This is a genomic window from Okeania sp. SIO1H4 (assembly GCF_010672695.1).
Lineage (GTDB): Bacteria > Cyanobacteriota > Cyanobacteriia > Cyanobacteriales > Microcoleaceae > Okeania > Okeania hirsuta.
In genome coordinates, this window is the sequence record NZ_JAAHGB010000006.1 from 659,854 (window position 1) to 686,619 (window position 26,766).

General features: G+C 37.0%; 21 protein-coding genes. 12 read left to right on the plus strand and 9 right to left on the minus strand.

Annotated elements, in window-relative coordinates:
- The first annotated feature begins 141 nt into the window (after positions 1–141).
- Complete coding sequence (locus F6K06_RS07090; protein WP_124143192.1) at positions 142–2,298, plus strand: hypothetical protein; 2,157 nt, start codon at positions 142–144, stop codon at positions 2,296–2,298.
- A gap of 289 nt (positions 2,299–2,587) precedes the next feature.
- On the opposite strand, the gene F6K06_RS07095 is transcribed toward F6K06_RS07090, so the two are convergent.
- Positions 2,588–2,977 carry a nuclear transport factor 2 family protein gene (locus F6K06_RS07095; RefSeq protein ID WP_124143193.1) on the minus strand — a complete coding sequence of 130 codons (390 nt, stop codon included), beginning with the start codon at positions 2,975–2,977 and terminating at the stop codon, positions 2,588–2,590.
- A gap of 89 nt (positions 2,978–3,066) precedes the next feature.
- Here F6K06_RS07095 and F6K06_RS07100 point away from each other — a divergent pair, with 89 nt between their 5' ends.
- From F6K06_RS07100 to F6K06_RS07110, 3 genes are all read left to right on the plus strand, one after another.
- Positions 3,067–3,606 carry a DUF1499 domain-containing protein gene (locus F6K06_RS07100; RefSeq protein WP_124143194.1) on the plus strand — a complete coding sequence of 180 codons (540 nt, stop codon included), beginning with the start codon at positions 3,067–3,069 and terminating at the stop codon, positions 3,604–3,606.
- 262 nt (positions 3,607–3,868) lie between these two features.
- Positions 3,869–4,465 carry an HMA2 domain-containing protein gene (locus tag F6K06_RS07105; protein ID WP_124143195.1) on the plus strand — a complete coding sequence of 199 codons (597 nt, stop codon included), beginning with the start codon at positions 3,869–3,871 and terminating at the stop codon, positions 4,463–4,465.
- A 616-nt stretch (positions 4,466–5,081) separates the two neighbouring features.
- Positions 5,082–7,331, plus strand: coding sequence for a heavy metal translocating P-type ATPase (locus tag F6K06_RS07110; protein ID WP_353734841.1), 2,250 nt, complete (start codon positions 5,082–5,084; stop codon positions 7,329–7,331).
- A 55-nt stretch (positions 7,332–7,386) separates the two neighbouring features.
- On the opposite strand, the gene F6K06_RS07115 is transcribed toward F6K06_RS07110, so the two are convergent.
- Positions 7,387–8,601 carry an RNA-guided endonuclease TnpB family protein gene (locus F6K06_RS07115; RefSeq protein ID WP_124143197.1) on the minus strand — a complete coding sequence of 405 codons (1,215 nt, stop codon included), beginning with the start codon at positions 8,599–8,601 and terminating at the stop codon, positions 7,387–7,389.
- 263 nt (positions 8,602–8,864) lie between these two features.
- On the opposite strand from F6K06_RS07115, the gene F6K06_RS07120 reads away from it, so the two are divergent.
- The 3 genes from F6K06_RS07120 to F6K06_RS07130 all read left to right on the plus strand — a co-directional run bounded on the left by F6K06_RS07120 (position 8,865) and on the right by F6K06_RS07130 (position 11,279).
- Positions 8,865–9,137: a hypothetical protein gene (locus tag F6K06_RS07120; RefSeq protein ID WP_192901036.1), complete on the plus strand. Its 273-nt coding sequence runs from the start codon at positions 8,865–8,867 to the stop codon at positions 9,135–9,137.
- A 466-nt stretch (positions 9,138–9,603) separates the two neighbouring features.
- Positions 9,604–10,695 carry an ATP/GTP-binding protein gene (locus F6K06_RS07125; protein ID WP_124143198.1) on the plus strand — a complete coding sequence of 364 codons (1,092 nt, stop codon included), beginning with the start codon at positions 9,604–9,606 and terminating at the stop codon, positions 10,693–10,695.
- On the plus strand, positions 10,695–11,279 hold the full coding sequence (locus F6K06_RS07130) for a DUF3226 domain-containing protein (protein WP_287238816.1): 585 nt from the start codon (positions 10,695–10,697) through the stop codon (positions 11,277–11,279). The genes F6K06_RS07125 and F6K06_RS07130 overlap by 1 nt, the downstream gene beginning before the upstream one ends.
- A gap of 190 nt (positions 11,280–11,469) precedes the next feature.
- On the opposite strand, the gene F6K06_RS07135 is transcribed toward F6K06_RS07130, so the two are convergent.
- A complete protein-coding gene (locus F6K06_RS07135) occupies positions 11,470–11,868 on the minus strand; it encodes a DUF5132 domain-containing protein (protein WP_287238818.1) in 399 nt (132 codons plus the stop codon).
- Positions 11,869–12,796: 928 nt separating this feature from the next.
- On the opposite strand from F6K06_RS07135, the gene F6K06_RS07140 reads away from it, so the two are divergent.
- Positions 12,797–13,759 carry an ROK family protein gene (locus F6K06_RS07140; protein ID WP_124143201.1) on the plus strand — a complete coding sequence of 321 codons (963 nt, stop codon included), beginning with the start codon at positions 12,797–12,799 and terminating at the stop codon, positions 13,757–13,759.
- Between the two features lie 182 nt (positions 13,760–13,941).
- On the opposite strand, the gene F6K06_RS07145 is transcribed toward F6K06_RS07140, so the two are convergent.
- Complete coding sequence (locus F6K06_RS07145; protein ID WP_287238820.1) at positions 13,942–14,427, minus strand: ankyrin repeat domain-containing protein; 486 nt, start codon at positions 14,425–14,427, stop codon at positions 13,942–13,944.
- A 565-nt stretch (positions 14,428–14,992) separates the two neighbouring features.
- Here F6K06_RS07145 and F6K06_RS07150 point away from each other — a divergent pair.
- Complete coding sequence (locus F6K06_RS07150; RefSeq protein WP_287238821.1) at positions 14,993–16,234, plus strand: lipid-A-disaccharide synthase; 1,242 nt, start codon at positions 14,993–14,995, stop codon at positions 16,232–16,234.
- 457 nt (positions 16,235–16,691) lie between these two features.
- Here F6K06_RS07150 and F6K06_RS07155 read toward each other — a convergent pair whose 3' ends face one another.
- Complete coding sequence (locus F6K06_RS07155) at positions 16,692–17,561, minus strand: creatininase family protein (protein ID WP_205127222.1); 870 nt, start codon at positions 17,559–17,561, stop codon at positions 16,692–16,694.
- Between the two features lie 151 nt (positions 17,562–17,712).
- On the minus strand, positions 17,713–17,859 hold the full coding sequence (locus tag F6K06_RS07160; RefSeq protein WP_161564322.1) for a hypothetical protein: 147 nt from the start codon (positions 17,857–17,859) through the stop codon (positions 17,713–17,715).
- A gap of 224 nt (positions 17,860–18,083) precedes the next feature.
- Between F6K06_RS07160 and F6K06_RS07165 the strand changes: the two genes are divergently transcribed.
- Positions 18,084–19,043: a 3'(2'),5'-bisphosphate nucleotidase gene (locus F6K06_RS07165; RefSeq protein ID WP_124143205.1), complete on the plus strand. Its 960-nt coding sequence runs from the start codon at positions 18,084–18,086 to the stop codon at positions 19,041–19,043.
- A 561-nt stretch (positions 19,044–19,604) separates the two neighbouring features.
- Here F6K06_RS07165 and F6K06_RS07170 read toward each other — a convergent pair.
- Together F6K06_RS07170 and F6K06_RS07175 are read right to left on the minus strand one after the other, a co-directional pair.
- Positions 19,605–21,035: an MlaD family protein gene (locus F6K06_RS07170; RefSeq protein ID WP_124143206.1), complete on the minus strand. Its 1,431-nt coding sequence runs from the start codon at positions 21,033–21,035 to the stop codon at positions 19,605–19,607.
- Positions 21,036–21,128: 93 nt separating this feature from the next.
- The gene (locus F6K06_RS07175; protein WP_124143207.1) at positions 21,129–21,953 is read right to left on the minus strand and encodes an ABC transporter ATP-binding protein; all 825 of its coding nucleotides are present in this window, start codon (positions 21,951–21,953) and stop codon (positions 21,129–21,131) included.
- Positions 21,954–22,841: 888 nt separating this feature from the next.
- Between F6K06_RS07175 and yvcK the strand changes: the two genes are divergently transcribed.
- Positions 22,842–24,254 carry a uridine diphosphate-N-acetylglucosamine-binding protein YvcK gene (gene yvcK / locus F6K06_RS07180; RefSeq protein ID WP_287238945.1) on the plus strand — a complete coding sequence of 471 codons (1,413 nt, stop codon included), beginning with the start codon at positions 22,842–22,844 and terminating at the stop codon, positions 24,252–24,254.
- 2 nt (positions 24,255–24,256) lie between these two features.
- Entirely contained in the window at positions 24,257–24,745 is a 489-nt protein-coding gene (gene tsaE, locus F6K06_RS07185; RefSeq protein ID WP_287238826.1) for a tRNA (adenosine(37)-N6)-threonylcarbamoyltransferase complex ATPase subunit type 1 TsaE, read from the plus strand.
- Positions 24,746–25,172: 427 nt separating this feature from the next.
- Here tsaE and F6K06_RS07190 read toward each other — a convergent pair whose 3' ends face one another.
- Positions 25,173–26,504, minus strand: coding sequence for a dihydroorotase (locus F6K06_RS07190; RefSeq protein WP_287238827.1), 1,332 nt, complete (start codon positions 26,502–26,504; stop codon positions 25,173–25,175).
- Between the last annotated feature and the right edge of the window lie 262 nt (positions 26,505–26,766).

Below are 26,766 nucleotides of genomic sequence, written 5' to 3' on the forward strand. Positions count from 1 at the left end.
ATCCTTTTAAAAGAGGAGGCTTTCAACCACAATTTTTCGGTAAAAGGAGAAAGTTTTTTTTCACTAATTATCCGGACATCATATAAAACCTTCCTATTAAAACCTAAAATCTTCCTATTAACACCTTCCTAAAATCAGCAAATGGAAACTATTGAAATTCACGAGTTCAGCACAGGTATAATTCCCGAAATATTACCAGATGGTAAATGGATTTCTCGGGGATTTAAAGTAGGGGAATATATGAACTTAACCTTGCCCCAAGTTCCCCATTCTGTAGGAAGAGCCATTGCTAATAAAGGCTTTGAAGTTAGCAAAGATCGTCATAGTAAAGAACCTACTTTTGTTGGGCGAGTTGTGCTGAGTATGAATGATGAAGAACCAGATTATTCAGTAGTTGCTGTAGTCACTACTGGACAAGATGAGTATGGACGTTCGACTTCTTTTTATCGTTATTTTCTCTGCACTGGTAAAGATAATATTTGGCAAATATTAGACTGGATAAGTACTCAACAACAACAAGGTGTTAATCCGGTATTTAATCCATCTGAAACTAAAGAAGTTGGTAAACCAAATCAACATACAGTTACTACAAAATCAGAAATAAATTTACCCACAGAATGGCAAAATTGGCTGAGTAGTCAAGTTATACCTGTAATAATTCCTACTGAATTATCTGACTTACAAATTATTAATAAAATGGCTGAAATTAAAGCCAACAATCTACCTATATCATGGGCTTATAATGTTGAAGCAATTGAACGACCAGAACAATTTATTATTATTCATCCTGCTAATACTGAAGTAGAAGCAAATCTGTTACAAATACAGACAAAGATGATGAAAAATCCCAGGAAAAATATCTCAACAAATATAGATGAAGCAGCTATAGAAACAGCAATTAAAGGATTAATTAGTGGTTCTCAAATAAAACAAGAATGGGTAGAAAATTTAATTTTAAAATTACAGAATGGTCAAGTTACATCAAAATATTTAAACAACCTGTTTGATAATCTGGGGGCGAGTAATGCTGTAAAACAAGAAAATGCAAATGCTCAAATGGTTAGGTTATTAACTTTAAGAGCAATTTTTATTCCCGAAACTTTACCAGAATATCTGAATTGGTTAAATATTACTGGAGATGAAAAAAAAGAAGATGAGAAACAAAAAATATCTCTAAAATTACAATCTCAACTGAAAAATTATCAAAAATCATTAGATCCATTAATTGTACTAGGAATGAATTACGCCTTCTATCAAATATTAGGAGGAAAAATATCTGTTCCTGCTTTCTGTTGGCTATTAAAAACTAAAAATAGTTTATGGTCAACCTATTCTACTATAATCAAACAACAAGTTCGCCACGATTTAGAATATTTAGAATCTTTGGGGAACAATTTATTAAACACAAATATTGACCAAGAAATAGAGCAACTAATTTATGGAAATACTATTTGGAAAAAACTCATTTCCCACTTAAAATATCGTCGCGATCGCTGCAATTATTATCAACCTTTTGCCGAGTTATTCTCTCAACTACCTGATTATGAGTTAGCAGCTTATTTTCATCAACTCAGTAATGGAAAAGTCCCAAAATTAATATTTACATCAGCATTTCCGAGGTTAAAGTCAATTTATGAAATTAGAGTTTTTGGGTTAAATGTTCGGCAAGAATTAACTGTTTCTGACCGAATAATTATTTCTATCAAAAAGTATGGCGTACAAGTAGCAGTAACATTTTTATTACTGCTTTCTCATGCTCTATCTTTTGTTTTAGGATATCAGGCAAGTAAGTTTAATAATGGTACTATTGCTGAACCGAAAAAAAATGAACCTTCTACTTTTTCAGAAGAACAATTAACTGATAGTTCAACAAAAAATGTTAGTGCAATTTCCTCAGTAAAAATGGAAAAAGCACTAGAAAAATTTCCCACTACTAGCAGTGTAATTCGAGAAATAGTCCAGGAACTAGAGACAGAAATATTATCTCAAAACTCAACAGTATTTATAGCAGAAGATGCACGCTTAAAAATTATTCAAGCAATTAAGCAAATTCTAGAAATGGATATAAAACTTCAGTATGCAGGGGCAATAGAAGATGAACTTTTAGGAGAACCAGAGAAATATTTAGAAGCACAAAAACAATGGATAGAAGCAATTTATTCTTATCAGCAAAAGTTTTTTAGTAGTGGTTTTGGCTATATAGAACCAGATAAACAAACAGCAGGTAGATTAAAGTGTGATGTGGCTGATTTATTGGATATTCAATTACAACAGAGACCTCAATATTGTGAGGAGTAGTAGGGGCGTTAACGATAGTTATGCGAAGCTAACGGCGTTTGCCCTTAGAGGAAGGAAGAGAATTTAGAAAGATTTGGAAATGACGCTCAGATGAAACATTTTTTTCTACTGAATTAAACTGAATTAAGCGGAATTCCATAAATTCTAAAAATTCAACTTTTTTTCTGTTTTTTATGATCTGGAATTATATCATGTCCAGACAATTAACGATCAAAAAAACTTTCTCCTTTCCCACCTCTTCCTTCTTGCTTCTTTCTTCCCTCCTGACTCCTGACTCCTAAGAAATACTCTAGCTCATCAATGGACTACCATGATGATGAATCAGATACCAATTTCCACCCATCCGCTCAAAAATATTTGTTGCTATACACTGAGCTTTACTTTTCCTACCTCCAATCACTTGCATCAAATTTTCAATCAAAATAACATAACCAATATCTCCATTAATTTCTATTGTCACAATATCAAGATCTATTTCCATATAATTAGTATTTTTAAATATTAAATCCCAGGAATTCCGAATATTTTCAAAACCACGAATGGCATTACGACCTGGATGAATACAAACTGTGTCAATACCCTTGGACAAAATAGAACTGATAGTTTCGATGTCCCGTTTTTCAAAAGCTCGATAAAAGGCTTGATTTGCTGTTAATATTGCTTGCTTTTCGTCAGTCATAAAATTTTTAGTTTAGATATAGAATAATTGTTATTATCTAACGATAGAATCATATTAACCAGTTCAATCAAATTATTCTCCGATAGACCATGGAAACAACAGAAAAAAAATCTCCTAATATATTTTTGAAAATGTTATACATTACCCTCTTTTTGTTAGTAACAGTTGCCATTGTTGTCGGAGTTAATGCCACCTCTGACAAACTAAATTTATTTGCTGGCACCAGACCCAATAATCTAGGCGTATATTCTGGACGACTAGCACCTTGTCCCAATAGTCCAAACTGTGTCAGTAGTTACAGTCAAGATGCAGAACATGGTATAGTCTCTCTTAGCTATGACTCTAATAATCCAGAAACAGCGATCGCTAACCTCAAACAAATAATTGCATCTATGTCTCGGACAAATATTGTTAAGGAGGATAAAAATTACTTGTATGCTGAGTTTACAAGTAAGATAATGGGATTTGTAGATGATGTAGAATTTTATGTAGATGAAGAAGCTAATGCTATTCAACTACGTTCAGCTTCCCGTCTAGGAGAATCAGATTTAGGTGTTAACCGCGAACGAGTCGAAACTATTCGGACAAAATGGAACCAACTAAAAACAAGTAATACCATGTCCAGTTGAATAGTTATAAATAATAAGTCAGGAGTCAGGAGTCAGGAGTCAGGAGTCAGGAGTCAGGAGTCAGGAGTCAGGAGTCAGGAGAAAGAAAGAGTAGTAGAAGGAGAAAGTTTTTTGTTCGCGCTCTTACCCGGACACGATATCATAGCTCAAATCACCAACGCCAAATACTCCCCCACTCCCTTCCGTATCCGTGTATCCGTGCCATAATCAGTGTGATCCACTCCCTCACTCCCTGTTCCCTTTCACCAAAGGAATATTCACCATGACAACAACCTCAAGCTATACAAACACGATCAACCCAACTGAAACAACTTTCCCCCAGTTAGGTGCATTTTTACAAGCACATAATGAAATCGAATACATTCTACCACCCTTAGTTGGAATCATAATTACCAATAGATTTAAACTACGGGGTGCTACTGCACTTATAGTCAACCTTACAGTTGCAGGTTTTGTGCGCCAAATAATTGAACAACTAAAAGAACAAACAGTAACTATACCTGTAATTGATACTGAGCAAACAACTATTCCTCAACCAGTGACAACCGTTGCTAGTGATGATTCACAAACATACACCATCGTGCATTCAGTACCCGGTCGCATCCGACTGCGAATACCAAAAGTAGCATCTGACCCAAATTATGTCAGACGTTTAGAACAACTTTTAACAGCAGACTCCCATGTATTAGGAGTGCGGATAAATACAGCAGCAGCTTCAGTTGCCATCCAGTATCAAGCTGATGGAATGTCAGAATGGGAACTAGGAATGCTATTGATGAATATCATTCAAGAAGCTGAACCTGATGAAGAGGAAATACCCCAACCAGAAGCAAATTCAGAGTCCCCAGAAACGCCATAAGAAACTGATTAAGTACATTTAAGGTTTTGGAAAAAGACAATTTGACACTGACTTCCAACTTCGACCTTGATGTCATCCCCCCTCTAATTCCCCAGTAGGTTAAATCTTTAAAATCATAGGTTGATACTTAGCGGTACTTTGATATTTTTTACAATGAAAATGCCTTCAAAGCTATTAGGGATAAGGGAAATACATCAATAGGCTAAAAATGGCTTAAACCTAGATATATCAGGAAAAAGGTTGATAAAATGTAAAATATAGACTATATAAGGGTTTGATGCTGTTCTGAACATATTTTTTGCCAAAGTATCGTTAGCTGGAACAACTCTTATAGCAGTCGAAGCAAAGGGTGCAAACATATCACTAAGACAACGCCAGATTTTTCCAACTTAAGTTTTTCCTTCTTCCTTCAGCTATACCAATAATATTACCGAATAATTAATAATTAAATAATTCTGGTAAAAATACTCCCCTTTTAAGGGGAAAAAAAAGAAAATATTCCTTATATTCAATTCCGTAGCGGTTTTAACCAGAGGTAATTATCAATTATCCATTATCAATGATCAATTAATGAAGCCACATTCTCACCCGGAACCAAGAGAAATCAACTAAAACCATGCAAACTATCAAATCACAACAATCAGGGTCAAAATCAACAGTAACAGTCAAAACTCCCACAATATCATTAGTTCATGGCATTCCCGGAAGAGTCAGACTTCGCGTCATGCGCTTGAGTCTAGACAAAAACTATACTGACAATGTACAAACATTATTAGAATCAGATATCCACGTCAAACAAACTCGCATTAACCAAGCAGCAAGTTCGATCGCCATTAATTATCAGACCAAAGGCAAATCAGAAGCAGAAATACTAGACCATCTTATATCTCTAATAGAAAACGTCAATCGCTCTACCGTAACAGTTGTCAAAAAAAAAGTTAACTCCCAAACACCACCAGAAACAGAAGACGAAAATGAAGGAGAATGGTCAAGTTTAGTAATACCAGGTCTAGCAACCCTCTTAGCTTTCCTCGGCGGACCATTAAAATTACCAATTTCCCCACAACTGAGTTTTAGCGCCTTGGCCATTGCCGCCTTCCCAGTTGTCAAACGAGCGTTCCAGAGCTTATTAATCGAACATTGCCTGAATATAGACTGTCTCGACTTCCTCTCCCTAACCCTCGGTGCCATCCAAGGCAAAGTATTAACCCCCGCATTAGTATTAACTCTCCACGAATTGGGGGATGTGATACGCGAACAAACAGCCAGATCCACCGAACACCAAACTTCAGACCTATTAGACACCATCGGACGTTTTGCCTGGGTAGAAAGAGATGGAGAAGAACAACAAATACCAAGCGACCAAGTCAAACGAGGCGATACAGTCATAGTTTACCCAGGAGAACAAATACCAGTAGATGGAGAAGTCTTGCAAGGTGAAGCAGTCATTGACCAACAGCAACTCACCGGGGAGTCAATGCCAGTAGTAGGAAAATCAGGTATATTAGTCTATGCTTCGACTTTAGTACGTTCCGGTCAAATTTATATTCGAGCAGAAAGAGTCGGCAAACAAACTCGCGCTGCTGCTAGTATCGAACTATTACAAAAAGCTCCAGTACATGACACCAGAATGGCAAACTATGCCTCTCAAATGGCAGACAAATTAATTTTGCCGTCGTTGATATTAGCTGGCATTTTCTTAGCCACAACTCGCGACCCCAGTAGAGCTGCATCTATTCTCACCCTAGACTTTGTCACAGGAATTCGAGTATCAGTCCCCACCGCATTTTTGGGAGCGCTAAACCATACTACCAGACACGGTATTTTGGTTAGGAGTGGTCGTACTCTGGAAATGTTAGCGGAAATTGATACTATTGTTTTTGACAAAACTGGTACTTTGACTCAAGGTAATATTGCTGTGGTGGGAGTAGAAACAGTATCAGGACGAATGAGTGCTACAGAAGTTTTGGCTTTAGCAGCTTCTGCGGAACAACGTATTACTCATCCAGTGGCAGAGGCGATCGCCCGTTACGCTCAGGAACAAGGTGTGAATATTTATCCACGGGGTGAGTGGGACTATAAAGTAGGACTGGGTATTCAGGTAGATATTAATGGTCAGGATGTTTTGGTCGGCAGTGCTAAATTTTTGACTCAAGCAGGAGTAGATTTGGACTGCTTCTATGAAAATCATCCTTGTTTTCAGGAAAGTTGCGCCCATCCCGACCAAGAATGCCCAGTTTCTGAGTGGTTATCTTTGATTTATGTGGCCTGCAATGGCGAGTTTCAGGGGGCAATTCAATATAAAGACCCAGTGCGTCCGGAAAGTATGCCTCTGATTATGAGATTGCAACAAGAGTATGGTATGGAAGTACATTTACTGACTGGGGACAACGAAGTTAGGGCGAAGATGGTGGCCACAGAGTTGAAAATCCCAGAGTCTCAAGTTCATGCTGAGGCTTTTCCTGACCAAAAAGCTGCTATTGTTCGAGAATTGCGTCGCACCGGAAAAACTGTGGCTTTTGTGGGAGATGGGTTAAATGATTCTGTGGCTTTAGCTTATGCAGATGTGTCTGTTTCTTTTGAAAATGGTTCGGATGTAGCGAGGGAAACAGCAGATGTGGTGTTGATGAATAATAATTTATCTAGTTTGTTGGAGGCGATCGCTATTGCCAAGCAGACTAAGCATCTCATCGAACAAAATACTGTTATGGTAGTAGGGCCAAATTTGGTGGCTTTAGGGTTGGCCTCGACAGTGGGACTACATCCTCTCATTGCTACGGTTGTCCACAATGGCAGTGCGATCGCTGCTGGTTTAAATAGTTTGCGTCCCCTGGTGCAGCATCAGTTAGAAAGTGGTACATATTGACACTCTCACCGTTAAATCTGGTGATTATAACGGGAGATTCTTGTCTCGCAGATTCTTAACTAGGCAACAAATCAAATAAACTGAGTTGTACCCCCGTCAGACCATCTCCACAAGCTTTTTCTTTAACCGCGTGCCCCACGGCGATTAAACCTCTATTTCTGATTACTTTTGCAGCAGCTATATCACGATTTATTTCATAACCACAGTTGCTGCAATTATGTTTTCTATCAGAGAGTTTTTTCTTTTCAATCTGCCCACATTTAGGGCATTCTTGAGAAGTATAATTCTTGTCAACTTTTCCATAATATTTGCCTCTTTTCCAGCAGATATAAGGAAGTATTTCATTGATAAATTGACCGATGCCACTGTCATTAGATTGTTTTCTGACAATACCTCTAGACCAAGAATTAAAGTTAATATCTTCAACGAAAATATTGTCTGTATTATCACAAAGTTCATGAGCTAATTTGAAATGCCAGTCCCGTCTAGTATTGGCTATTTTCTCATGTATTTTAGCTATCTTTTTCTGAAGTTTTAACCAATTATTTGACCCCTTCTTTTTTTTATTAAGTCTTCTTTGCAGCAATTTAAGCTCGCGTAGTTGGCTGAATAAAAACTTAGGAGATTTGATTAATTTTCCAGTTGAAGTAGCTACAAAACTTTCTATACCTGCATCTATTCCTAATGACTTTTTACCTACTGGATTATCTGGCAATAACTCAGATGAAGTAAAAATAATCATCAAATAATAGCCACTAGCTTTTTTGACTATCCTAGCTTGTTTAGCTTGAAAACCATCTGGATATGGTCTACTTTGTCTGATTTTAATCCAACCTAGTTGAGGTAGTTTAACTCTATTATTGCCTAAGCAATTTTTCAGCATTGCAGGAAAAACAAAACTTCTCAGTTTTTTCTTAAACCTTGGATAACCTTTTCCTTGAGATTTCATGTCAGAAAAAGCTCTATCCAAAATTTTTAAAGTTTGTTGTAAAACTTGAGCATTAACTGACTTTAATTTAGGATGAATTTTTTTAGCTATTGTGAGATTTTTGGCTTGATGATTGTAATTAGGATAAGGCGCATCAGCAGGAATAATATATTCGGAAACAATTGAACAGCTATTAATTGGTGATTTTCTCGCACTTGACCAGTCTTTTCGCTCTCTCAAAGCATAATTGTACACACTCTTACAAACATCAAGAATATGATTAATCTCTATTTCTTGTTGCTGAGTTTGGTTGAGCTTGTACTGGTAAGTTAAAGTAATCAAAGGTTGAAAAATAAAATGTTAATAACTATATTATAACTGATACTGGATTGATTCGCGCTTCGCTCAATTAATAGATTTGTTGAAATTCATTTCACCGCTAAATTAGAAATTATAGCGGGAGTCCTCTTTCAAGATTCTCTGATAGAATGGTAGGGAAATAGTTTTTGTAGATATTTGTATATATATTTTGGTTAATTCCAAGACTTTATTTACTAAATCAGCCCCTACAAAAAACCCATCTTATCTTGTTCCTTATATTAATTATGTCACTTGTTCACTTAAAAAAATCTGTAGTCACTCTTCACCTCCGAGAAATGGTTGAAGATGGTCAAACAAACGATCGCCTTGCATTATTAGGACTAGGTGCGTTTTTGATTGGTCCATTAGTTGCTCCTACTGTCACAAAAGTTGCAAGAAAAGTAGTTAAGGGTGCAATTAAAAGTGGTCTTTCTATGTATGAACAGAGTCAGGAGACTTTTGCCGGAATTAGTGAAGAGTTTGCCGATAATTTGGCAGAATCTCAAACTAATCGTTGAGATTAAAATTATTAAGTTAGGGGTGAGTTGATTAACCAAGTCAGAAGTTATTTTTGTAACGGGTATTTGAGCTTCGAGCCAAAAATATTTCGCTTTAAAAGACGGGGTTACACGACCCTTATGATTTTGATAATTAGTCAAATTCACCTCTATAGAATCCAACTTTCTTATATAAAAGTCTACCCTCAACTCAGAAATAGAGAAAATTATTATTTTAGTTCAAATCATCATTCTGTGAAGCTCAAAAAAATCGCCAAAGCCAAATTTTTCTGCCTTGCATTCCCAAAATAAGTGTGGTACAATTCTATTATTAGGAGTGGTTTGCACCTATTCATGACTTTTTATTCAACTTAAAACCAAATTATCTCCCAACTATTATGTTTGACTAATTTGACTAAACTATCCACTTTGACAAAAATACCAAACAGCTTTTATAACAGTTAAAAAAGAAAGCGTTAAATTAATTATGTTTAAATGTATTACAGTTAAAAATTTTAGATGTTTTGAAGAAATTAGTATTGATAATATCGAACGAGTTAATTTAATTGGAGGTATCAATAATGTTGGCAAAACAGCTCTGCTAGAAGCAATTTTCTTGTTAAAAAGTTTAAATGCTCTAGAAATTCCGTTTCAATTAAACTTTAATAGAGGAGTAGTCCAGCAACAAACTTTTGATGTAGAAGAAATTTGTGAATGGTTATTCTACAAAAAACAAGTCAGTAAAGCCATTAAAATTAAAATAGTAAACGAAAATGGTGAAGAGAACGAACTAAAATTGAGTTTAGATAAAGCATCAAGCCCAAGATTGTTCCCTTTAAATTTAAGGTCAAATAGTAGAAAAACTCTCAAGGATTTAAAACTAGGATTTAAAAAAAATGGTCAACAAATCTTTGGTTTTACAATATTTTTAACACCAGATCGAGAAGAACAAACAGAAATAAAGATAGCAATTCAGCAAGACGAAGAACAAGAAGCTAAAGAAATAGAAGTTTTTCCTCCTAGCGCTTTTCTCAGTAGTCGTTTAAGAGTATCGCCAACAAATGATGCAGAAATATTCAGTCAATTTGAAGCTATAAATAAACAAAATGAAATTATAGAAATCTTAAAAATAATAGAACCAAGATTAAAACGTTTAGCAGTTTTGGTAACCGGAGGAATTCCGATGATTCATGGAGATATTGGAGCAGATTATTTAATTCCTGTTTCATTAATGGGAGAAGGAATGGGAAGATTATTATCTATTATTTTATCGATTATGAATGCAAAAGAAGGAACAGTATTAATTGATGAAATTGAAAATGGTATACATCACTCAGTTATGGAAAAAGTTTGGCAGTCTATAGCTGTAGCAACTAGAAAATCTAACACTCAACTTTTTGCTACTACTCATAGTTATGAATGTATTAATGCTGCTCATCAAGCATTTTCCAACTCCGAATTATATGACTTTCGTTATTTCAGACTAGAGAGAGAAAAAGAGACTAATGTTATCAAGAGTTTAACTTATGACAAAGATAATATTGAGACTTCTTTAGAGCTTAACTTGGAGATGCGTTAATGAGTCAAATTCAAAAAACAATCAAAAAGTCAAAGTTGATTATTGGTGAAGGAAAAGAGGATGAAATGTTTTTCTCTAAATTAATTGAATATTTAGAAATTAATGATATCCAAGTTGATTCTTATGGAGGGAAAGATAACCTTAATAATTACTTAAAAACTTTGCATTTAATACCAGGATTTTCTAATTTGCGTTCTTTAGGAATTACTAGAGATGCTGATGATTCATTCGATTATGCCTCTAAAAGTATTGAAGATTCTCTCATAAAATATAAATTAAAAGAAATAGAGAACTTAAAAATAGAAAAGTTTATCCTTCCAAACAACAGTTCTGAAGGAATGCTAGAAGACTTATGTTTAGAATCAATAGATACTGATGAAATTAGCTGTATTGAAAGTTTCTTTCAGTGCATGGAGAAAAGTACAGGAAGAAAATCTAATAAAATTTCTAAAGCTAAAATATACGCCTGGTTATCTACTCAAGAACATCCCGATAAACGTCTAGGTGCAGCGGTTCAAGCAGGTTATATTAACTGGGATAACGAAGCCTTTAAAGAACTGACAAATTTTATCAAAAATCTTTAAATAGGGTTTGCTGAAAAAGTATTTTGGTAAGGGTAGGAGTTCAGGAGTCAGGAGAAATAGGAGTTATGGAGGAGTTAGTAGGAAGAATAGTCCCTTAATTTTTCTGCCCTAGTGAGCCTTTAATGCTAATCGCCCTCCTATCCCTATGCAATTGATTCTGTCTCCTGTCTTCTGTCTCCTGACTCCTTCTTCAAGGAGTTGCTGACTTATTTGCATTCAATTCTTGTTGAGAATATATACCTGCTTTTAAGTTAGATTTATGTTGTGCTTCTGCCGCTACTTCTGCCTTAGCTTCCGCCACAATATCCCCGAATATTTCTACTGTTTCTGCTAGAGCACCTTTAGTTTTTTCCAAGAAAGAAACACCAGTTTTAATAGTTGCTTTAGCTACAGGTTTTAACAAAGGTAAAAGAATCGGAGTTAATACAATAGCACCCACACCTACTGCAATCGGAACTCGATTTTGAATAACAGTTTGTTTAACTTGTTGAGGTAAATTTTGAGTTGCTTGTTGCCAGGTTTGATTAGCTACCACAGGCAAATTTTGAACCACTGATTCTGGTATATTTTGATTAGTTTGTTCTACCATATTAATGATCTCCTGATATTAGTATTATTAATCTTATAAAATAACTATAACAAAAAAACACAAACGAGGGTAATTAATTTTTTATTAAATTTTTTTTGCTATTTATTTTCAACAATAAAATATAGCAGAATAAAGAGGGAAAAAGGAAGAGGGAAGAGGGAAGAGGGAAGAGGGAAGAGGGAAGAAGGAAAAATGTAAGCATTCAGCTATTAGCAGTCAGCTCTCAGCAATAATAACCTGTGCTTAAGGACGAGTTTTAAATGAATATAGACTTTAGAGCTGACTGTTATAGTAAGATTTTTCGTTTCTTAGTCAATAAAGCTTTTATCACTCATTAAAAGCAATAGCTGATAGCTGATAGCTGATAGCTGACGGCTGAATGCTTACGGAAAAATATTGCTTTGTCTTAGCTTTAAGCTCTCGATCTGTCTGCGACCTTTCCTTCCACTGCTATATCAACCACAAATTTATAGATTACTTAATAACCCAGAGTAAACTACAAAAATTAAGATGAAACTTATACCCCATATATTTTAAAAATACTAAAATTTTAGACCGAGTTCACTTAAATATTTAATAAATAATTTTAAGACTGAAGAATGTGGCAAGTAAGCATTCAGCGGTCAGCATTCAGCAATCAGCTATTAATTCACTGCCTTTATAGCAGGAATTAGTATTGAGAAGTTTAAGGAGAATTCAAAGTATTGAAAAAACAACTAACCTTGACCTGAGCAGTGTATATCCATTATTTATGAAACAGCTAAAAGCTGAATGCGAGCTAGCTGAATACTTACTGTGGCAAAGTAGATGAATTTTTGCTATAAAACCTTTATTATATAAACTTGATATTAAATGAATTTAACCGGAGCTTTTCTCCAAACCCTAGTTTAAGAACTTAAAAATATCCTCAATAAACCTGATTTATTTTATGACAAATAAAATTTTAGCCCTTGATTTTGGTGGTACAAAGTTAGCAGCAGCAGTATTAAATGCTGGCGAAAGAAACTGGCAAGACTATCAAAAAACTTTTTCCCCTCCCCATGCTTCTGCTCAAACAGATATTGAAATGATGCAAACTATTTCTCACAACCTTCTCAAAGGCGAAAAACCTGCTGCTATAGGAGTCAGTTTTGGCGGTCCCGTAGATGCAACCACAGGTACAGTTCGTCTATCCCATCATGTAAAAGGTTGGGAAAATATTCCCCTCAAGCAAATCTTAGAAACCGAATTTAACTCACTCGCAATAGTTGATAATGATGCCAACGTAGCAGCATTAGGAGAACATCGTTTTGGCGCTGGTCAAGGATATGACAACTTACTTTATATTACTGTAAGCACAGGTGTAGGTGGAGGTTGGATTCTCAATGGCAAACCATGGCGCGGTGTCCAGAGTATGGCAGGAGAAATAGGTCATGTCACAGTCGATCCAGAAGGTCCAATTTGTCTTTGTGGTAAACGTGGTTGTGTAGAAAGATTAGCATCAGGTCCCTATATTGCCCAACAGGTAAGAGAACAGTTGCAATATCAACCTCAAGAAGGGCAAATTTTGCGGAGTTTGGTAAATAATGATTTAGAAGCAATAACTGCCCAGGAAGTTAGTCAAGCAGCTATGCAAGGAGACAAAATTGCTATTAAGGCGATCGAATTAGCAGGTTGGGGTTTGGGAGTAGGTATTGGGAATGTAGCTAATTTAGTTAACCCCGAACGGTTTATTTTAGGGGGTGGGGTGATGAAAGCAGGTGAATTATTGTGGGAAACCTTACAACGAGTAGCAAGAGAAACTGCTTTACCAGAAGTCAATTTTGAGATTTTACCAGCAGCATTGGGTGATGAAGCACCTTTGTGGGGGGCAGTGGCATTAGCTGAGGATTTGTTGTTGAGTAACCAATAATATCATATTCGGTTGAAAAGTTTAAAGAATTTTTAGAGATGGAGAAAGGAGGGAGAGCAGGGGTTCTATATATAGATATAGCAGAGAAAAGGCAACAGACAACAGTGGAAAAAACATTGCCTAGTCTAAGATTCATCATCAGCATAAGTCCTAACCGCTCTGGTTATTGCCATACCTACCACCTAACGCAACACTCCCCGATCGCGTACCTGCTTTAGCAATTCCACTGCCTCTTGATGACCTTCTGAACTTGCCCAGACCAAAGCAGTCCATTTATTATTATCTTTAGCCTTGATATCTGCGCCCCGGTCTAGCAAAATTTGAATGGCGTTAATATGGCCACTACCAGCAGCTGTCATCAAGGGAGTCAAGCCAAAATTAGTAGCAGCATTGACATCAGCACCAGCATCCAATAAAATTTGCAAAATTTTCCGATCGCCACTACCAGCAGCACCCATCAAAGGCACCCAACCATCATTATCATTGTTATTGACATCAGCGCCAGCAGCCAATAATTTTTTAACTATTTCTATATGGCCAGCTTCCACAGCAGCAATTAAGGGAGTCGAACCCTCCGAGTCTTTAGCATCGATCTCTGTACCTTCACTCAGCAAAGTTTCGACTTGAGAAATATCTCCAGTTTTAACCACATCAATTAATTCTGTCATCTTAATTTTCTCCTATAATTTGGTTGACTTTAGTAAGTATATTAGCTTCTTAGGGAATAGACAGCAAGCAGGGAATAAATATACAAGTTTACCTAATAATTAAGCTTGAAAGCCTCTTCTTTAAAAAAGGAGAAATAAATAAAATCCTGTTCGCCCATCCTATCCGTTTTCAAGAGGGGTAATTTCAGTTATCAGTTATCAGTACCTCTGCAATAGACATCTCCATAAAAGATGCAACAGGCAACATATCCGGAAAGCAACAGGGAGAAATAATTGATAATTTATGGATAAGAATTTATTTTATTTTTGATTTTTACCAGATGTCTAATAAAGAGACTTAACATCAGGAATATTATCTTTTTTTATCCCCTTAAAAGGGGAGAGTTTAGACCATTATTTTTCGGTAATTATTAATTGTTAATTATTAATTGTTAATTGTTGAACTAATACCTATACAATTCACTTGGGTTGAAAACCTACCGCTACCTGCGGGTTTGCCAGAATGTTATGGGATCGCCTACCACCTACGACCTAAAACCTACCACCTACGACCTATCACCTCTCTATGAAAATTGATATTGTCATCCTCTCAAATGGCCCGGGAGAATTAGTTACTTGGGTGCGACCTGTTGTGCAACAGTTACGACAACAGGCAAATATTGATATGAGAATTTCTGTCATACTTTCACCTTGTCCCCATGCTACCGGAAAAGAAGCAGCGATCGCTCTTTCCTATGCAGAAATAGACCGAGTACAACCCGCAGAATATTTTTGGCGGTTTTTGCTGTGGGGAAAAACGGCGGAAAACTGGCATTGGTATCCCCAGGGAATAGTTTTATTTTTGGGAGGCGACCAATTTTTTACTGTTGCGGTGGGAAAACGCCTTGGTTATCGTACTGTTATTTATGCTGAATGGGATGCTAGATGGTGGCGCTGGATAGATAAATTTGGCGTAATGAAGCCAGAAGTTGCTGCTGAAGTACCATCAAAATATGCCGATAAGTTTACAGTAGTGGGAGATTTGATGGCGGAGGTAACCAGTAATATAGATTTACCAACAACAGAGGAAAATATTGTTGAGTATATTGGGTTATTGCCTGGGTCGAAACCTACCAAGTTATCTTTGGGCGTACCTTTAACTTTAGCGATCGCTCAACATCTTCACAAAATACGCCCGCAAACGAGATTTATTATTCCAGTTGCTCCTACTCTGGAATTATCTACTTTAGCCAGTTTTGCCGACTCTCGAAAAAATCCGGCAGTTCAAAAAATGGGTGGTGTTAAGGCAAAATTATTAATTCCTCCAAACTCTGAGACAGAAAATCCTAAATTGGTGACACCTACAGGTCTAGAGGTGGAATTAATAACGCGCACTCCTGCTTACGATCTACTTTCCCAATGCCGTCTTTGCTTGACCACAGTTGGTGCTAATACTGCTGAGTTGGGTTCGTTGGCAATACCGATGATTGTATTATTACCCACCCAACAACTTGATATTATGAGAGCTTGGGATGGTTTGCCTGGGTTGTTAGCAAATTTACCGGGGGTAGGAGCTGCTTTTGCTGCCGGAATTAATTGGTTAGTGTTGCGCAAGGGACAACTGTTTGCTTGGCCGAATATTTGGGCAAAACAAGAAATTGTGCCGGAGTTAGTAGGGAAACTGACACCAGAAACAGTAGCAGAATTGGTATTAGATTTTTTGAGTCATCCAGAAAAATTAGCAGAAATGCGCGATCGCCTTAGAAGTGTTAGAGGTCAACCGGGAGCAGCACAAAAGTTGGCTGAAATTGTGTTATCGTTGCTATAGCACTACGCGCTAGGGAATAGGGAACAGGGAACAGGGAATAGCAAATTGTAAAAAGGTTTTAGGATTGACAAATGTCCTAACAAATTCTTGTAGTGCTATATAGCAGGGAAGAGGGAAGAAAGAAATTTTGACATAATTACTAAATCTTCTCGGAGATTAGCTATACTTTTTCACCATCTACGTCATATTGCTTTTGAAGACTATCGTTTTTTGGTAGTGGTACATTGTAATGGTATAGACAGTGGGAGCATCTTGCTCCCTTTCTAAGTTTTGCTTGTCTCCACTTAATAATTACAGCACTTTTGAGAAAGCATGAGGTACAGTTTAATACTATTCCCTATTCCCTAAACTCGTAAAACTTTGTACCTCATCAACTCAAAAACTGCTGTCATATAAAATCCGGACAGTAATCACAAAATTACTTTATCTTAATACAGGTGTTTTATTGAATACGAATTTAAAAATTAATGCTATTCAAATCCTTTCTTTCTCCTGACTCCTGACTCAGTCCTCCTGACTCCTCAGCAATTTGTTTTGGTTGCCGAAATTTATAAACGTCCTGAATAACCTGCACCCAACCATCCGTAAAAGCCTCAATAAGGCGATCGCCTTTTTCTTTCGTTGCCACTTTGGCATCACCCAACACCCCACTACAACTTAACTCCTGCGTTAACCAAGCAAAAGGCAACTGCCCCTCCATACTTAACATACTGTCTTCTGGCAAATCTTGAGGATATTCTGTTACTGCCTTATCCATTTTTACCATATCCGGCAAGATTGACAACATCATACTGGTTTCCCCATCTCCTGCATGAATTCCCAATTCCATTTCCTTTGGCGTAAACAATTCTTTGCTAGGGTGAGGTATGCGCCAAGCAAAAAGCGGAAATAGCAAAAAATCCTCATATTTCTGGTGCAAGTCTCGCGCCACAATTTCGATAACTTGTGGTTGTCCGCCATGAGCATTCAAAAATACCAATTTACGGAACCCAGAGCGATAGATACTTTCAGCCATTTCTGTTAATACTGCCATCAAAGTCTGGGCGGTGAGAGTAATAGTACCCGGAAAATGCCAATGTTCGTTAGATTTACCGTAATATTGAGTAGGCAAGGCGTATGCAGGAATATTGGAGTCGAGTTTAGCAAGAGCTTTACCTGTAATAAAAGTAGCGATCGCCGAATCAACAATTATAGGTAAATGGAAGCCATGTTGTTCAATAGAACCCACTGGTTGAATAATTACTACATTTTCTTTATTTGGCATTGTTTCAATATCTTGCCAGGTGAGATAGGGAAAAAATCTTTCTGGTGGAATAAAATTGTGCATCATCATTAATAGTTAAATAAATTATCATTAATAATTTAAGTGAACTTGTTCAAGAAACTTTTGTCAATCTTATCGCGCTACGCGTAAGGCAACAGGCAACAGGCAACACAGGAATACAAAAGGGTTTCAGTTTCTATTCATGTCAAACACCTTAATGTATAGCGATATATAGTTTAGTGCCCAAAACTAAGGGTAGTCCTGCTCGCGTAATGGTAGATGGGGATGAACAACGGCGCTTCATGGGAGCATCTTGCTCCCACTGTTTTTGTCCTTGACCAAAATAATGACAATAGACCACAATTACAATCCACCACCACCAAACCAAGTTCTAAATATTCAAACACTGGTATAGCAATGTGCGCTGGGATATTTACAAATTACAGGAACTGTCCAATAGCTAAAAGTCTTATATTATTGGTTTTTTATTCCCCTTGTTGCCTGTTGCCAGATGAGCTGTTGCCTGCGCACAGCGCTATATATGTTATAAATATGCTATAAATAGTACTTAATTTGAAACTACTCATGGCTTACGAACACGAAAAACAAATAGCAATTGAAGCTGCTCTAGCAGCAGCTAAACTCTGCGAACAGGTTCGTGGAAATATTCCACCTGCAATGGAAAAAGGTGATAAAAGTCCGGTAACTGTTGCTGACTATGGCGCTCAAGCGTTGATTTGCAAAGCCTTGGGTGAGACCTTTCCAGACGATCCAGTGGTAGGAGAAGAAGACGCCACTGAATTACAAACTCCAGAGATGGCAGAAAATTTGACAAAAGTGACAAATTATGTAAAAGAACAGATAGCAGATGCTACTCCAGAACAGATAGTACAATGGATTAACCAAGGTAACGGTAAAGTCGGACCTCGTTATTGGACTTTAGACCCCATTGATGGCACAAAAGGGTTTTTACGTCAAGACCAATATGCAGTAGCGTTGGCATTGGTGGAAGCAGGAGAAGTTAAGGTAGGGGTGTTAGCTTGCCCAGCGATGCCAGTAGAAAATAATCAACCAGGGATGTTGTATGTAGCGGTTCGGGGTGAAGGAGCAGCAATGATGCCAATAGCAGGAGGTGAATTTACTCCTATTCATGTTGTGAAAGCGGGTGATACTACTAATCTCCGGTTTGTGGAAAGTGTGGAAACTTCTCACGGCGACCAAGACCGTCAGAATGCAGTAGCGAAAGCTGCGGGTATTACTGCGCCTTCTGTACGGGTAGACTCTCAAGCAAAGTATGGTATTGTGGCATCTGGGCAAGCTGCTTTATATTTGCGTTTGCCTTCACCGAAGTCTCCTAACTACCGGGAGAATATTTGGGATCATGCTGCCGGAGCGATCGTTGTGGAAGAAGCTGGAGGACGTGTTTCCGATCTTTATGGTAAACCGTTAAATTTTGCTGATGGAGCGAAGATGGTTGATAACCGTGGTGTAGTTGTTAGTAATGGGATAATTCACGATCGAGTTTTAGCTGCTTTGCAAGAATAGATATTTATAGCAGAAGGAAGAAGGAAGAAGGAAGAAGGAAAATCTGGCGTTGTCTGAGTTTTAAGCTTTTGATATGTCGGCCTCCTTTCCTTCGACTGCTGTAACTAAAGCTAGGCAACGAAAAATCAGGGTGGTTATACCGTTTCACAGAAGTCAGAAGTTATATCAAGTCTCATTAATTAGGGCTTGCTGAAAAAGTCTTATGGATGAGGGTAGGAGACAGGAGACAGGAGACAGGAGACAGGAGAAATGGGAATTGTAGAAGAGGTAGTCGGAAAATTGTCCCTTGATTTTTCTACCATAATCATCCCAAAATACTAGCTTTTTGCAGCTCTTGCCACTGAAAAGATGACACTTTTTGAGACAAAAAAATGCTACAACCAATATAAGTCAATGCTTTGGTATTTAATCAGCAAACCCTAATTAGCCATAATAAATTAGCTATCTTTAAGTCATCTTTAGATGACTTCTGCTATGCAGCCCAGAAAGAAATTTCTGGGCGGATGCCATGGCCTGCTATACTTCGGCGTTTCTCATTCCCTGTTCCCTATTCCCTATTCCCTATTCCCTCAAATCTGTCAATTTACTAACCTCTGAACTTCTACTATCTTTTAACAAAGTTTCAATATTTTTTGCCATCCGAGTTTGCTGCTCTAACTGCTTTGTTGAAGAGAATAAATCACCTAATCCATTAATAATTTGTTTAAGACTTTTCCTAAATCTATCATCCCCAGTTAAATCATCTAAATCTGATGTCATTTTCTGCACATTCTGAAATGTTGCTCTAGCTGAATCTAATGTTTGTTGCAACATAATTATATTTGTAGAACTATTTAAGTCAGTAGAAATATCTCGTAGATTAGCAGAAGTTTCTACTGCATTTGCTGATAATATTTCTAAATTACCAATCAATTCTCCTCTTTCTATATCGCTAACTATCGGACTTAAACTTTCCATTAACACTGCTAACTCTTCCGTCGTTTTTTCAATATTATCTAAAGTTGCTATAAGAGTAGAACGATTTGTATTAACAATTGAATTAACCTGCTCTGCTGTTAAACTAACTTTCTTCGCTACTTCCTCTACAGAATTTGCTGAAGCTATCGCTGCCTCGGAAACTTTTGCTGTAGATTCTTCCATGGCTTTAGTCACATTTGCTATTCCATTGGAAATTTCATTTACTTCTCTTTCTACAGTTTTAGTCAGGCTATCCAAATCTCTCTCTACAGTATTAGTCAAACCACCTATTTCCCCTTCCAAAGTATTAGTCAAACCACCTATTTCTCCCTCTAAGGTTTGAGTCAAACCACCCACTTCTGCTCTAAGAATCCCTGTTATTTCATCTACATCTTCTCTTAAATATTGACTTATACCTTGCATTTCTCCTCTAATAGTTTCTGATAAATCAGCCAGTTGTTTTGCTAACTTAGAAGCCTCTTCAGAAGCATTAGCTGTATTTTCAGCAATTATTTTAACATTACTAAATAACTCTGGGTCACTGTATAGATCGATTAAACGTATTCCTGCTCTTAATAATTGCTGTATTTCTACTCCTGCTTGCCCCTGTAAACGATCATTATTACAGATAATTATTTCCGAACAATTAGAGGATAAAGGACCAGCAGAAATTTCTGATTCTGGTATTCTACCTCTAGGAGTAATATCTATCACTGCAGTACCAATAAATGAAGATGTATTTGCTTGAATAAACACATCACGAGGAATAATTAAATCTTCAGGTTTAATTTCTAGACTAATATCTACTCCATTTGGCCCTGGTTTAATTCCTACTACCTGTCCTACATTAATACCTCGATATCTAACTGATGTGCCTAATTCCATACCAGATGCACTTTCAAATTCTACTATGACCTTATAACTACGTTGGCCTAAGTTTACTCCCTTCAACCAAAGCACCAATACACCAAATAAACCTAATCCTAGCAAAGTTAATAAACCAACTGAACCTTCTCTAGCTGTTCGCGATCGCATAGTTTCCCCAAAATTATCAATAAGCTGTGACGATTTAAAGATTTTAGCTATTAACCAATAGTGATATAATCTAATCCATTACTTTTTCAGACATTAATCTTCTACTTGTAGCTTTTGCCTCTTAGTCAAACCTCTATCCAAGACCTGAATTGGCCCATCTACACTACCTGTAAAAAATTGTTGTACCAAAGGATTGTCCACCACATCAATTTCATTTACAGTACCAATCCACTGCACCTTACCCTGATAAAGAAATACAATTCTGTCTGCTGTGCGACGAATGGTACTATGTTGATGAGTAACCATTACATAGGTGCTACAACCACCATCTACAGATTGTAAGTGACGTACCAAATCTTCAATTACAGTAGAAGCGATGGGGTCCAAACCTGCAGTTGGTTCATCATACAATAATATTTCTGGGTCATCATGAGGATTTTCTGGATTAGTCATAATTGCCCTAGCAAAACTCACTCGTTTACGCATTCCACCAGATAACTCTGCCGGATAGCGATCGCCAATATTACCCAACCCCACCATTTCCAATTTCTGCTGCACCAACTCCTGAATCTGGGAATGTGGTAACTTACTCTGTTGATACAAAAGAAAACCCACATTTTCTTCTACTGTCAGGGAGTCAAACAGAGCAGCATTTTGAAAGACCATACCAATAGTAATTGGATCTTTCAAATCATCCATCCATCTAACTCGTCGCTGTCCCTGGACATAAACTTCTCCAGCATCAGGAGTCAATAAACCAGCAATAATTCTCAGAACTGTGGATTTACCAGTTCCAGATGGACCAATGATTGCCAATGCTTCCCCGCGATAAATTGTTAAGTCTGTTTGATCTAAAACAACATTAGACCCGAATGATTTACTAACTCCTTTCAGTTCGATTATAGGTTCGTGGTTCATCGTTTATACTTAACAGTCCACAATAAAGTATTGGTCTTAAAAAAGCAGCAAGTATAGCGCTACGCGCAAGGCAACAGGCAACAGGCAATAGGCAACAGAGAAATACAAAAGGGTTTCAGCTTCTATTTATGTCCTAAACTTAATGCGTAGCGCCATAACAGATTTTGTTGGCAGTATAGCAAGGGGGCATAATAAAAGTCTCAAACTTTGAGATTTAGTCAGCTTTTCTCTTCTAAACTTTGCCTTCTGTTATACCATTTTCAAAAAATAATGTTACAAATACTGTAAGTCAAGAAAAAGCAAGAAGGTTTTAGTTATCTAGGTGATTAGTTATCTAGAGCAGAGGGAATAAGAAATAAGTAAGAAAAAATTAACAATTAATGATATATTTTCTCTCTCTAATAAAAATCAGTTTTGACAAAAATAGAGTAATTCTATACCAAGATGCTCTATTATTTGTAGCAAATATTTATCGTGGCTGCTGTTATAGCAAGGAACGAGCTGGTGTTTGACTTATGCTGATAATGAACAGTAAGACAGAGAAATACTTTTTCCACTATTGCCTGTTGCCTGTTCTATATATATACTGATTTGATTAAATCTCCTTAGTTTATCTTCCTTAACAAAATCATTGGGTCGCGTAACCCCGCCTTTTAAGGCGAAATGTTTTTGGAGGGTTGCTCAAATCCCCGTTACAAAAACAACTTCTGTACGGGCGTTAGCTGACGCATAGCTCCGCTAACGCCCCTACTGACTTCTGACTTCTTTAAGGCATTTCATCTCAACACAATTTAGTTCTGAAGCGCCATAATACTGCCAGAATCTTCTTTATTGTAGATAGTATTTTTGTACAAATTTGTCCTTAATCAAGCTAAGGCTAATATTGCTATGTCAACTAGTTTAGTAAAGAAAACCCTACGCATCTTTCTCAAAAGTAATTTTTTTATTGCAAAATCTGATCAGACTAACTCTCAGGTAATTGGCCAATGGTTTAAGTGGCTAGCTCCAGGATTATTTATCAAGCGGTGGTTACTCTTGAGTGCTGCTGGCGTACTACTGACTAGCTTAGGTCTATCAATATGGACGGGAATGACTCCAATTTTTTACACCCTACGGCTACTTAAAGAATTTTTGGGGTGGGTGACGACTATAGTTCCTAGTTATATTTCCGGGCCAATAATTATCTTTGCTGGATTACTTTTTATCTTCTGGGGTCAAAATCGTAGTATTAATTCCATTACTCAGGTGTTAATACCAGAGGGAGAGGAAAAACTGGTGGATCGCTTACTTGCCCATCGACGATTAAATCGAGGTCCAAAGATAGTTGCTATTGGTGGGGGTACAGGTCTTTCTACTTTGTTAAGGGGTATCAAAGATTACAGTGCTAATATTACTGCTGTTGTGACGGTGGCAGATGATGGTGGGTCTTCTGGTAGGTTGCGCCGAGAGATAGGGGTACTACCACCAGGGGATATTCGTAATTGTTTGGCAGCTTTGGCTAATGAGGAAAAGTTATTAACTGAGTTGTTTCAGTATCGGTTTCGTGCTGGTGATGGTTTGGTGGGACATAGTTTTGGCAATCTTTTTCTTACGGCAATGAGTGAAGTGACTGGTGATTTGGAGCAGGCCGTAGCTGCTAGTTCTCAAGTTTTGGCTATCAGGGGTCAGGTTTTACCTGCTACTCTTACTGATGTTAATTTGTGGGCAGAATTAGCTGATGGGCGACGTATTGAAGGCGAGTCTAATATTACTGAGGCCAGGGGAAAAATTGTCAAAATTGGCTGTACTCCTGAACATCCTCTGGCTTTGCCCAAAGTGTTACAGGCAATAGAAGAAGCTGACTATATTATTATTGGCCCTGGTAGTTTATATACTAGCGTGATTCCTAATTTATTAGTGTCTGAAATTGCTGAGGCGATAATGCTCCGCACCTCTAACGCGAACGCTTCTAGAAATATTCCTAGTATTTATGTTTGTAATATTATGACTCAGCCTGGAGAAACTACTGGATATACTGTGGCTGACCATATTCGTGCTATTGATGTTGCTGCTGGTAAACGATTATTTGATACTGTTTTAGTGCAGGGAAAAAGTCCTTCAGCACAAGCATTAGTTCGTTATGCTCAAGAAGATTCTCATCCTGTTTTTCTTGACCGTGAAGCTGTTAGAAATTTAGGAAGGAAAATTCTTTTGACTAATGTGATGTATGAGGATGAAGAAACTGGTTTTGTTCGTCACGATTCGATGATGTTAGCGCAGGTATTATTAGAGTGGTATGAGCGTATTGAATTTAATAAATAGTTATGAATAAAGAAGTTTTTTTTTCACTACAAAATACTGTCGCAACTCACAATATTGGTAAAAGTTTAGGGAAAATTTTGCCTGCTGGTAGTGTGATTTTATTGGAGGGAAATTTAGGTAGTGGTAAGACGACTTTTGTTCAAGGTCTTGGTGCTGGTTTGGGAATCAAAGAAACAATTGATAGCCCTACTTTTACTTTGATTAATGAGTATTTTTCTGGCAGAATACCTCTTTATCATTTTGATTTATATCGTTTAGAAAGTTCTGAGATTGAAGCTTTAAATTTGGAGATTTATTGGGAGGGTTTGGAAGTACCTTTGGGTATTGTCGCCATTGAATGGGCTGAGAAGTTGGTTTATTATCCTCCTAATTTTTTGCGAGTTTATTTAAGTTTTTCTAATGTAGGAGATATTTGTGAACAAACGCCCTGCGCACGCCATGCTAAATTGATTTCTATTGGTAAGTTTGATTTGGATTTGGATAAAATTTAGGTTCTAAAACTTACTAAGATAATTCTACATATGATTATATACTAAATTACTGTTTTAGCTGGTAGGTACTTTTATCAGAATTAGATAGTTTAGAGAAAAAATACATTGAGGAAATTAAGCCACTACAAAATGATACTAAAGTTAAGGAATATCTGCCAAAAAAAAGCCCGAAACTTTCTGAGTTGCAGGGACTCTTAAAATTAGCTAATACTCCTTTATAAAGGTTTGGGATTAAGAATATAGTTTGGATGACAGATAGATAGATATTAACGTCTTCAAAAATTAATGAGCTAGTTATGGTTTGCTGAAAAAGTCTTTTTAAGGAGTGGGGGAGCGGGGGAATAGGGGAGTGGGGGAGTAATTTTTTTGCCCTTCAAGTCAACTAAAAGTCAAGCAAAACTTCAAAAAAAGTCGTTATGAAAATTAATTAGGTAGCTACAGAAAATGTTATAGCTTTACCCCGAACATTAGAATTAAATTCACCACGATTAAACACAATTTCTCCCCCAACAATAGTAACAACAGGCCAACCAGTTAAACTCCATCCTTCAAACGGACTCCACCCACATTTTGTCATTAATTCATCTCTTAAAACAGGGCGATAATTATCCAAATCAACTAATACTAAATCCGCATCAAAACCAGGAGCGATCGCTCCCTTTTTCGGAATGCCATAACCTTTAGCAACGGCAGTAGACATCCAATTAGAAACTTGAGCAACAGAACATTTTCCCTGAATAGCTTGAGTTAACATTAAAGGTAAAGAAGTTTCCACCCCAGGCATTCCTGAAGGAGTATTTGGATAACCTTTTGCTTTTTCTTCCAAAGTATGAGGTGCATGATCTGTGGCAATAAAATCAATTACCCCATCTAACAAAGCTTGCCATAAAATATCATTATCCCAAGCAGATTTTAAAGGAGGATTCATCTGAGCTAAAGTACCAATCTTTTCATAAGCACTTGTATTTAATAATAAATGTTGAGGCGTAACTTCAGCAGTCACCCAACTCGGTTTATCCTGACGCAATAATTCAGCTTCATCTCCAGTCGAAGTATGCAAAATATGTAACCTCCGCTGATATTTTTTCGACAACTTCAAAGCCATCTTAGTTGCCAATAAAGCAGTCTCATTATCCTGAATTTGTGAATGAATAGCAGGGTCAGAAATACCAGCAAACTCTTTTTTCCTTTCATCAATTCGAGCTTGATTTTCTGCATGAACAGCTATTAACCTTTTTCCCCTCGCAAAAATTGGCTCTAACTTTTCCTCCGTATCTACTAATAAAGGTCCGTGCATAGAACCCATAAAAATTTTAATCCCAGGAGTAGGATTAGCAGTTAATAAATCGGGTAAATTTTCTGCCGTTGCCCCAATAAAAAAACCGAAATTAACCAAACATTTTTGAGCTGCCCGTTGTAACTTATCATCCAATGCGGTTTGAGTCGTAGTCAAAGGTTTAGTATTAGGCATTTCCAGAAAAGAAGTAACACCACCTTTCACACAAGCTCGACTAGCAGTAAATAAATCTTCCTTATGTTCCAATCCTGGTTCCCGAAAATGTACCTGGGGGTCGATGACTCCAGGTAATAGGGTTAAGCCTTCAGCATCTATGATTTTTTCTGAAGCTTCATAAAATGAGATTTCTGGAGCGACTTGAATAATTTCTTGGCCTTGAGTTTGCACATCACCAATCAAAAATTCCCCATTGGGTAAAAGGATGCGGGCGCGACGAATCAACAAAGAAGAGATAGTAGACATGATTAAAGATTGGGTTTTGTATTTATATTGTTTTAGGGAGTAAGGGGTAGTTACATACAACGTCCGTACAGAGTAGTAATTATGGAAACAGGAAATAGAGCAGAAAGGCTATAATGTTACTTTGATTCTAATATATTACAGTTTGATAGGATAGCTATAATAATGACTATAAACTCAAAAACCTAAAAATGTAGTCTTATAATTGTGAACTTAGATGATTTACACTCTAGAATCTTTTTAATATTTATGTAAGATAGTCTAG

Excerpts from the sequence above, each read along its gene's own strand:
- F6K06_RS07090 (WP_124143192.1), top strand. The coding sequence starts at position 142 with ATGGAAACTATTGAAATTCACGAGTTCAGCACAGGTATAATTCCCGAA.
- F6K06_RS07095 (WP_124143193.1), bottom strand. The coding sequence starts at position 2,977 with ATGACTGACGAAAAGCAAGCAATATTAACAGCAAATCAAGCCTTTTAT.
- F6K06_RS07100 (WP_124143194.1), top strand. The coding sequence starts at position 3,067 with ATGGAAACAACAGAAAAAAAATCTCCTAATATATTTTTGAAAATGTTA.
- F6K06_RS07105 (WP_124143195.1), top strand. The coding sequence starts at position 3,869 with ATGACAACAACCTCAAGCTATACAAACACGATCAACCCAACTGAAACA.
- F6K06_RS07110 (WP_353734841.1), top strand. The coding sequence starts at position 5,082 with ATGCAAACTATCAAATCACAACAATCAGGGTCAAAATCAACAGTAACA.
- F6K06_RS07120 (WP_192901036.1), top strand. The coding sequence starts at position 8,865 with ATGTCACTTGTTCACTTAAAAAAATCTGTAGTCACTCTTCACCTCCGA.
- F6K06_RS07125 (WP_124143198.1), top strand. The coding sequence starts at position 9,604 with ATGTTTAAATGTATTACAGTTAAAAATTTTAGATGTTTTGAAGAAATT.
- F6K06_RS07130 (WP_287238816.1), top strand. The coding sequence starts at position 10,695 with ATGAGTCAAATTCAAAAAACAATCAAAAAGTCAAAGTTGATTATTGGT.
- F6K06_RS07135 (WP_287238818.1), bottom strand. The coding sequence starts at position 11,868 with ATGGTAGAACAAACTAATCAAAATATACCAGAATCAGTGGTTCAAAAT.
- F6K06_RS07140 (WP_124143201.1), top strand. The coding sequence starts at position 12,797 with ATGACAAATAAAATTTTAGCCCTTGATTTTGGTGGTACAAAGTTAGCA.
- F6K06_RS07145 (WP_287238820.1), bottom strand. The coding sequence starts at position 14,427 with ATGACAGAATTAATTGATGTGGTTAAAACTGGAGATATTTCTCAAGTC.
- F6K06_RS07150 (WP_287238821.1), top strand. The coding sequence starts at position 14,993 with ATGAAAATTGATATTGTCATCCTCTCAAATGGCCCGGGAGAATTAGTT.
- F6K06_RS07155 (WP_205127222.1), bottom strand. The coding sequence starts at position 17,561 with ATGCACAATTTTATTCCACCAGAAAGATTTTTTCCCTATCTCACCTGG.
- F6K06_RS07165 (WP_124143205.1), top strand. The coding sequence starts at position 18,084 with ATGGCTTACGAACACGAAAAACAAATAGCAATTGAAGCTGCTCTAGCA.
- F6K06_RS07170 (WP_124143206.1), bottom strand. The coding sequence starts at position 21,035 with ATGCGATCGCGAACAGCTAGAGAAGGTTCAGTTGGTTTATTAACTTTG.
- F6K06_RS07175 (WP_124143207.1), bottom strand. The coding sequence starts at position 21,953 with ATGAACCACGAACCTATAATCGAACTGAAAGGAGTTAGTAAATCATTC.
- yvcK (WP_287238945.1), top strand. The coding sequence starts at position 22,842 with ATGTCAACTAGTTTAGTAAAGAAAACCCTACGCATCTTTCTCAAAAGT.
- tsaE (WP_287238826.1), top strand. The coding sequence starts at position 24,257 with ATGAATAAAGAAGTTTTTTTTTCACTACAAAATACTGTCGCAACTCAC.
- F6K06_RS07190 (WP_287238827.1), bottom strand. The coding sequence starts at position 26,504 with ATGTCTACTATCTCTTCTTTGTTGATTCGTCGCGCCCGCATCCTTTTA.